Source organism: Falsiroseomonas algicola (assembly GCF_011040385.1).
Lineage (GTDB): Bacteria > Pseudomonadota > Alphaproteobacteria > Acetobacterales > Acetobacteraceae > Falsiroseomonas > Falsiroseomonas algicola.
The window spans coordinates 1-7,292 of sequence record NZ_JAAIKB010000036.1; the positions used below are offsets into that span (position 1 = coordinate 1).

General features: G+C 68.1%; 6 protein-coding genes and 3 pseudogenes. 8 read left to right on the forward strand and 1 reads right to left on the reverse strand.

Translation table 11 applies throughout. The annotated features are described in order from the left end of the window. Positions 1-350 precede the first annotated feature (350 nt). Positions 351-1,216, reverse strand: a pseudogene (locus tag G3576_RS30665) (IS3 family transposase); the annotation flags it as partial. Positions 1,217-1,501: 285 nt separating this feature from the next. On the opposite strand from G3576_RS30665, the gene G3576_RS30670 reads away from it, so the two are divergent. From G3576_RS30670 to G3576_RS32805, 8 genes and pseudogenes are all read left to right on the forward strand, one after another. Continuing rightward, entirely contained in the window at positions 1,502-4,387 is a 2,886-nt protein-coding gene (locus tag G3576_RS30670; protein WP_164698288.1) for an RHS repeat domain-containing protein, read from the forward strand. Between the two features lie 117 nt (positions 4,388-4,504). Beyond that, positions 4,505-4,888 (forward strand): hypothetical protein, encoded by a 384-nt coding sequence (locus tag G3576_RS32750; RefSeq protein WP_164698289.1) that lies wholly within the window; start codon positions 4,505-4,507, stop codon positions 4,886-4,888. After that, positions 4,810-5,445 (forward strand): IS630 family transposase, encoded by a 636-nt coding sequence (locus G3576_RS30680; RefSeq protein ID WP_164698290.1) that lies wholly within the window; start codon positions 4,810-4,812, stop codon positions 5,443-5,445. Before G3576_RS32750 ends, G3576_RS30680 begins: the two co-directional genes overlap by 79 nt. Then, a pseudogene (locus G3576_RS30685) lies at positions 5,331-5,666 on the forward strand (transposase); the annotation flags it as partial. The gene G3576_RS30680 and the pseudogene G3576_RS30685, both read left to right, overlap by 115 nt. A 163-nt stretch (positions 5,667-5,829) precedes the next feature. Then, the gene (gene tnpA, locus G3576_RS30690; protein ID WP_164698291.1) at positions 5,830-6,225 is read left to right on the forward strand and encodes an IS66-like element accessory protein TnpA; all 396 of its coding nucleotides are present in this window, start codon (positions 5,830-5,832) and stop codon (positions 6,223-6,225) included. Beyond that, positions 6,222-6,566 (forward strand): IS66 family insertion sequence element accessory protein TnpB, encoded by a 345-nt coding sequence (tnpB, locus tag G3576_RS30695; RefSeq protein WP_164698292.1) that lies wholly within the window; start codon positions 6,222-6,224, stop codon positions 6,564-6,566. Before tnpA ends, tnpB begins: the two co-directional genes overlap by 4 nt. Positions 6,567-6,627: 61 nt before the next feature. Continuing rightward, a complete protein-coding gene (locus G3576_RS32800) occupies positions 6,628-7,005 on the forward strand; it encodes an IS66 family transposase (protein WP_164698293.1) in 378 nt (125 codons plus the stop codon). 24 nt (positions 7,006-7,029) lie between these two features. Further along, positions 7,030-7,292, forward strand: a pseudogene (locus G3576_RS32805) (IS66 family transposase); the annotation flags it as partial.

Here is a 7,292-nt window from a genome sequence, read left to right on the forward strand (position 1 = left end):
CGCACAACGCCGACCCAAAGCCCTTCCGCTGGACCGCGCCCGCCGACACCATCATCGGCAAGCACCAACGCGGGAAACGTCTGCTGGAATCACTCCACTAGCGGCGCTCTTTCCCAAGTTGCGAGGGCCGACCCGGATCGCTGACGCGCGTCCTAAACGGCATCGTCTTCGTCCATTGCCATGGATCACGCTCGCAGGATGCATCGACGGCCTGAAGTTGACCCGCTTTCGTGGACATCCCGAGGCTTGATACAGAGATAGTACATCCTATCATGAAAGGAATGAAATCGTCTGGATGGAATGTGGTTCGCTGGTCTGACCAGCCCCCATCGAGTGATCCGGCTGGAATTTTAGTATGCGGTCGCAGCCGGGCCTTCTGATGAGCTGATCTGCGGCCTGGCTACCTGCACCGTCTCCGGGGCGGGTGGGCGGTAGCCGAGCGACGAGTGCGGCCTGACCCGGTTGTAGTGCCGGCGCCATTCCTCGATCAGCACCTGCGCCTCGCGGAGGGTGTTGAACACCCCGCCGTTCAACAGCTCGTCCCGTAGCTTACCGTTGATGCTCTCCACGTAGCCGCCCTCCCACGGGCTCGCCTTCTCGATGTAGGCCGTCGTCGCGCCCACGCCTTCGATCCAGCTCTTCACCGCCTCGACCACGAACTCCGGCCCCTGGTCCGAGCGGAGTGGGCGGGCGCGCCGCGGGCGATGAACAGGTCGGCCAGGGTGTCGATCACGTCCGCCGAACTGAGCTTCCGCGCCACCCGGATCGCCAGCGCCTCGCGCGTGAACTCGTCCACCACGCACAGCATCCGGAACTTCCGCCCGTCCCGCGTTCGATCCTCGACAAAGTCGTAGGCGCAGACGTGGTTGTCGCACTCCGGGCGCAGCCGCACGCACGAGCCGTCGGCCAGCCACAGCCTGCCGCGCTTCGGCTGGCGCTGCGGCACCTTCAACCCGTCGCGCCGCCAGATCCGCTCCACGCGCTTCCGGTTCACCGCCCAGCCCGCATCCCGCAGCAACGCCGTGACCCGCCGATAGCCATACCGCCCGTAGCGCTTCGCCAACTCGACAATGTCCGCCGTCAGCGCAGCCTCGTCGTCGGACCCGCGTGGCGCCCTCCGCTGCATCGATCTGTGCTGCCCCAGCACCGCGAAGGCCTTGCGTTCCGACACGCTGCGCTCGCCCACGATGTGCTCGACGCAGGCCCGCCGCCGCGGTGCGGTCGCCCTGCCCTCCGCCTACGGCTGCGGGCCGGACGACCGCACCGCGCATCACCACACCAAACAGGGGTCACTATTCGACGCCGATCTCGGGTCCCGTTTGCGTGCCGATTGACAGCCGACAGCTTCCTCTGATTCGCCGCCCTCACCTCAATCCGCCTATAGATCATCAGGTTTGTCAACGCGACCTAGCGGCCGTCCTTCCCGGCCGCTAACGCCACCTTTACCGCACTGCGGTAGGGGTTTCCTAAGGCCCGGCGGGGGCCGACGGAGCCCCTCTAGATGTCGCAGACGCTTTCGGGCGACAATGTCACCGACAGCATCTTCACCTGGACTTTCACGGCCAACTCCGGCGACAGCTGGGGGGGAACGCTGGTCGACGATAGCACGCGCTACGTCGTCAATTCTATCCTGAGTACCGCCTTCGGGCGCTACACCATCGTGGCGGCGGCGCCGCAGGACACCGACCTGTCCCCCTTCGGGCTGGATGAGGGGCGGATAACCGTCTCCTGGTACCGGGATTCCTCCGGCGTCTTCCTAGTGACCCGGAACGGGGAGGGGGTGACCGCCGGCACGGCCGGGTTGGGGTCGGAAACCGATGCCGCCTGGAACGGGGTGGCCTGGGACAGCTTCGGCAGCGGCGGCGCCGACCAGGCAAACCCGGTGGACTTGCCAGACAGCTTCTTCACCTGGACCTTCACTGCCGATACCGGCGACGTCATCCAGGGCACGCTGCTGGATGACGCCAGCAACTGGAACGCGGGCGACACTCTGCGCACCGGCTTCGGAACTTACCGCATCGATACCGAGACGCCCTATGGCCGGGACCTCGGCAATGCGGGGGTCGAGGGCACGATCACCATCTTGAGCTACACGGATTTCCACGCCGACATCCAGTTCACGCTGGAGACGGGGGCCTCCGGCCCCGCGGGCTATGGCGGCTTCGGCAGCGAATGGGACCGCGCCTGGACGGGCAGCGCCTGGGTGCCGGTGGGCCAGGGCGGCGCGCTGCAGGCGGACCGGCAGCCGGACCGGGTCTTCAACTGGCGCTTCACCGCCAGTAACGGCGACTATTATGAAGGCACCTTCATCGGCCACAGCACCGCCTTCGCGGTGGGGGACACCATCGACACGGCCAATGGCCGCTACCTGATCCAACAGGAAAGCCCCTATGCGGGCCCGATCAGCACACAGGGCCTAGTCTGGGTGTTCCGCTACTACGATGCCTCGGTCAACGAGATGCTGCGGACCTACCAGTTCAACGTCGCCGGCACGGCCAGCGGCACGCGGGGGCTCGGCAGCGAATACGATTATGCCTGGGACGGCGACGAATGGGACGATTTCGGCGTCGGCGGCATTCACCGCGCGAGCGTCGAGCGCAACAACCTTTTCGGCTGGACCTTCACCGCGAATTCCGGGGACCGCTATTCCGGCTGGCTGATCGCCTCCGACGAGGCCTATGCGGCGGGCGACACGGTGCCGGGCGCGCAGGGCAGTTACCTCATCAACTCGGAAGGCGCCTGGGGCGGCAGCGCAGGGGCGGGCACGATCTACACTACCAGCTACGTCGATGCGGGGTCAGGGCGGAGCTTCGACACCTATTGGTGGAGCGTGGCGGGCGGGCAGCCCAGCGGCCGCGGCGGCTTCGGCAGTGAGTCCGACTACATCTGGAACGGCAGCGAATGGGATGATTTCGGCGTCGGCGGCATCCACCAGGCGAACTACACCATAAACACGCTGCACGCCTTCAGCTTCACCGGCACCAACGGCAGCCGCTACACGGGCTGGCTGGTGGAGGACAGCACGCGCTACGCGGTGGGCAACACCATCGCCACCAGCCAGGGCAGCTACCGCATCACCTGGGAGGGTGACTGGGGCGGCACGCAGGGGCGCGGCACCATCTGGACCGACAGCTATTTCGACGCGTCATCGGGCCGCAGCTTCGGGACCTATACCTGGACGGTGGGCGGCGGGCGGCCCAGCGGGCTCGGCGGCTTCGGCACCGAATACGACTACATCTGGAACGGCAGCGAATGGGACGATTTTGGCGTCGGCGGCGTCCACCAAGCGCGGTACACCATCAATACGCTGCACGCCTTCACCTTCACCGCCACCAGCGGCGACCGCTACACGGGCTGGCTGGTGGAAGACAGCACCCGCTACGCGGTGGGCGACACCATCGCCACCAGCCAGGGCAGCTACCGCATCACCTACGAGGGCGATTGGGGCGGCGCGGCGGGGCGTGGCAGCATCTGGACCGACAGCTACTTTGATGCCGGCACCGGCCGCACCTTCGCCACCTATTCCTGGGGCACGCTGGGCGCACAGCCCAGCGGCCGCGGCGGCTTCGGCACCGAATACGACTATATCTGGGACGGCGACGAATGGGATGATTTTGGGGTAGGCGGCCTCCACCAAGCCAACGTCACCGTGAACACGCTGTTCGGCTACACCTTCACCGCCAACAGCGGCGACCGATACACGGGCTGGCTGATCCAGGACGACACGCGCTACGCGGTGGGCGACACCATCGCTACCAGCCAGGGCAGCTACCGCATCACCTATGAGGGCGCCTGGGGCGGCGCGGCCGGCAAGAACTCGATCTGGACGACCAGCTACTTCGACGCCGCAAGCAACCGAACCTTCGACACCTACTGGTGGAGCATGGCGGGCGGGCAGCCCAGCGGCAGCGGCGGCTTTGGCAGCGAATACGACTATGTTTGGAACAACGGCGCCTGGGACGATTTCGGCGTCGGCGGCGTCCACCAGGTGAAGGTGGAGATGCGCGTGATGATCGGCTGGATTTTCCGCGCCGCCAGCGGCGACGCCTATACTGGCCTGTTGCTGGAGGATGCAGACACCTACGCGCCCGGCGACACCATCACACGCCCCAACGGCACCTACACGATCCAGTCGGAGACAGCGACGACGCGGACCGACCATCCGCTCGGCACCATCTGGACTGCGGCCTATTACGACGCAGGCACGACCCAGTGGCTGAACAACACTTGGTACTACGGCGTGTACAACGGCCTACCGAGCGGCCGCGGCGGTGTCGGCAGCGAATATGATTTTGTCTGGAACGGCGTGCGGTGGGATGATTTCGGCATGGCCGGCGCGCACCAGGTCGATGTGGTCCGCTCCCCCGGCGGCGAGGTGTTCGGCTGATGTCGCATGCCGCGAGCCGCCGCTAGACCTGAGTAGCCCTGGCTGGGATCGGGTTGTGATTGGCTGCGGCGCGGGGCGGTGTGATCTGTGGGTGTCCAGCTTGGGCTGGAGGCTGCGATGGCGTGGCGTCGAGGCCAGGCCTATGGGCAGGACCTGCGGGATCGGGTTCTTGCGGCAGACGGCGAGCCGATCGGCGAGGTGGCCGAGCGGCTCTCGGTCAGTCCGTCCTATGTCGTGAAGTTGCGAGCGCGGCTGCGCGAAACGGGTGAACGCGAGGCGCGGCCGCAGCGCAATCAGGTGCCGCTCCGGCTGGCCCCGATGCTCTCGGCGCTCCGCACGAGGGCCACGTCGGATGCGACGGTGGCCGAACTGCGGGCCCGGTCGGAGGCCGAGCATGGGGCGCGGGTCAGCCATCAAGTCATGTGGAAGGTGCTGACCCGGCTCGGGCTGACGCTCAAAATAGGCGGATCCGCGCTGCCGAGCAGGACCGCCCCGACATAGCAGAGGCCCGCCGCGCCTGGGCCAATGCCGCTCCCCGTCTGGACCCGGCCCACCTGGTGTTCCTCGACGAGACCTGGGCGACGACGAACATGGCCCGCACCCATGGCCGGGCGCCCCGTGGGTCACGCCTGGTCGCCGCCGTGCCGCACGGCCACTGGCACACGACCACGTTCCTCTGCGGCCTGCGCACCAGCGGACCCGTCGCGCCGCTCGTGCTGGAAGGCGCCATCAATGGCCGCGCCTTCCGCGCCTATGTCGAGCAGATGCTCGCGCCGACGCTCGGCGAGGGCGATATCGTCATCATGGACAACCTCGGCAGCCACAAGGTCGAGGGCGTGCGGGAGGCCATCGAGGCGCAGGGCGCGCAGCTGCTCTACCTGCCGCCCTACAGTCCCGACCTAAGAGCGTCTAACGAAACCTGCTCTGGCGAGTTGGTGCTGGTATGGCGAAGCCCCTTGTCTCCGATGACCTCTGGGCGGCGGTCGAGCCGCTGCTACCGCCGGAGCGCCCGAAGCCGATGGGTGGTCGGCCGCGCCTGCCGGACCGTGCGGCGCTGACGGGCATCCTGTTCGTGCTGGTCACCGGCACGCCGTGGGAGCGGCTGCCGGTGGAGATGGGCTGCGGGTCGGGCATGACCTGCTGGCGGCGACTGCGGGACTGGCAGGCGGCGGGCGTGTGGGTGCGGCTGCACAAAGTGCTGCTCGACGGGCTGGAGGCGGCAGGCCGCATCCGCTGCGACCGCGCCGCGCTGGACAGCCGATCTGTTCCAGCAAAAAGGGGGGTGCGGGGACAGGGTAACCGTCGTCTGGCACCCACCTTGCGGCGCGGGCTTCTGATGGTGCGCTGTCGCGGCTGATGTCGCGATGGGGTTCGGGATGGAGATCGAGGCGGAGGCTGTGAGCGCTCATACGAGAAGTCGTATGAGCGCACGGAGCGAGGTAGTGGAGGTGGTGACCCGCGGTGAGCGGCGCCGGGCTTGGTCGGTGGAACAGAAACGCCTGATTGTCGCCGAGGCGATGCAGCCGGGCGCGACGCCAACTGAGGTGGCGCGGCGCTGGGGCATCGGCACGGGTCTACTTTACACGTGGCGGCGGCAGTTCTTCGCGGGCGAATTGGTTGATCCGCCGGTGACGGCGCCGGCCTTCGCCCAGGTCAGCCTGGCTCCACCGGCCGAACCTGAGGCCGCGCCGCCACATCCGCCTACTGCTACAGTCGGCACAGTACCGGCGGTTGGCCAGATGGAAATCGTACTGCCGGGCGGCGCGGTCGTGCGCGTCGGCGCCGATGTGGACGGGGCCGCGCTGCGCCGCGTGCTCGCCGCGCTGGCGTCGCCATGATCGGCCCGGCACCGGGGACGCGCATCTTCCTCGCCTGCGGCCATACCGACATGCGCCGCGGCATGGATGGGCTGGCGGCATTGGTGCAGCAGGCCTTCGGCGCGGACCCCTTCGTCGGCGCGGTGTGGCTCTTCCGCGGCCGTCGCGGCCGGCTGGTGAAGTGCTTGTGGCACGATGGGCAGGGGCTGCGCCTGTTCGCGAAACGGCTGGAACAAGGCCACTTCCCCTGGCCGGTGACCAGCACCGGCAGTGTCGCGCTGTTGGCAGCGCAGGCCTCGATGCTGCTCGAAGGAATCGACTGGCGAAACCCGCAGCGAACCTGGCGGCCGAGCGCAACGTGACTGCGACGCGGATGTCGATTTCCGCTTGCCGCGACACGGGCGCATCGGTGACGATTCCCTCGTGCCGGACGACATCCCGCAAAGCCCTGACCAGCCCGACGACGCCGCCATGCTGCGCGCCGCGCTTGCCGCGGCGGAGGTCCGGATCGCGGCCCTTGAGCAGATCATCAAGGGCTTCCAGCGCGCCCGCTTCGGGCAGAGCAGCGAACGCGTCGAGGCTGGTCAACTCGCCCTGGAACTCGGCCGCATGCCGGTACTGCCCGAGCCCGCGAACGATACGCCGGCCAAGCCCCGCGATCGCCGGGATCCCGGACAGCGCCGCCGGAATCGCGGTGCGCTGCCTCCCCATCTCGAACGCATCGAGGAGGTGCTCGACCTCCCAGACCAGGGCTGCCCCTGCTGCGGGATCGCCATGCGCCGGATCGGCGAGGATCGATAGGAACGGCTCGACGTGGTGCCGGCGCAACTGCGCGTCCGCGTCACCATCCGCCCACGCTATGCCTGCCGCCGGTGTGAGGAGGGCGTGCACCAGGTCCCCACGCCAGCACGCGCCATCCCCGGCGGCCTGCCGACCGAGGCGCTGCTCGCCCAGGTGCTGGTGGCCAAGTATGGCGACGGCCTGCCGCTCTACCGCCAGGCGGCGATCCTGGCGCGCCAGGGCATCAACCTCGACCGCTCGACGCTGTGCGACTGGGTCGCCAAGTCCTGCTGGTGGCTGCGGCCGCT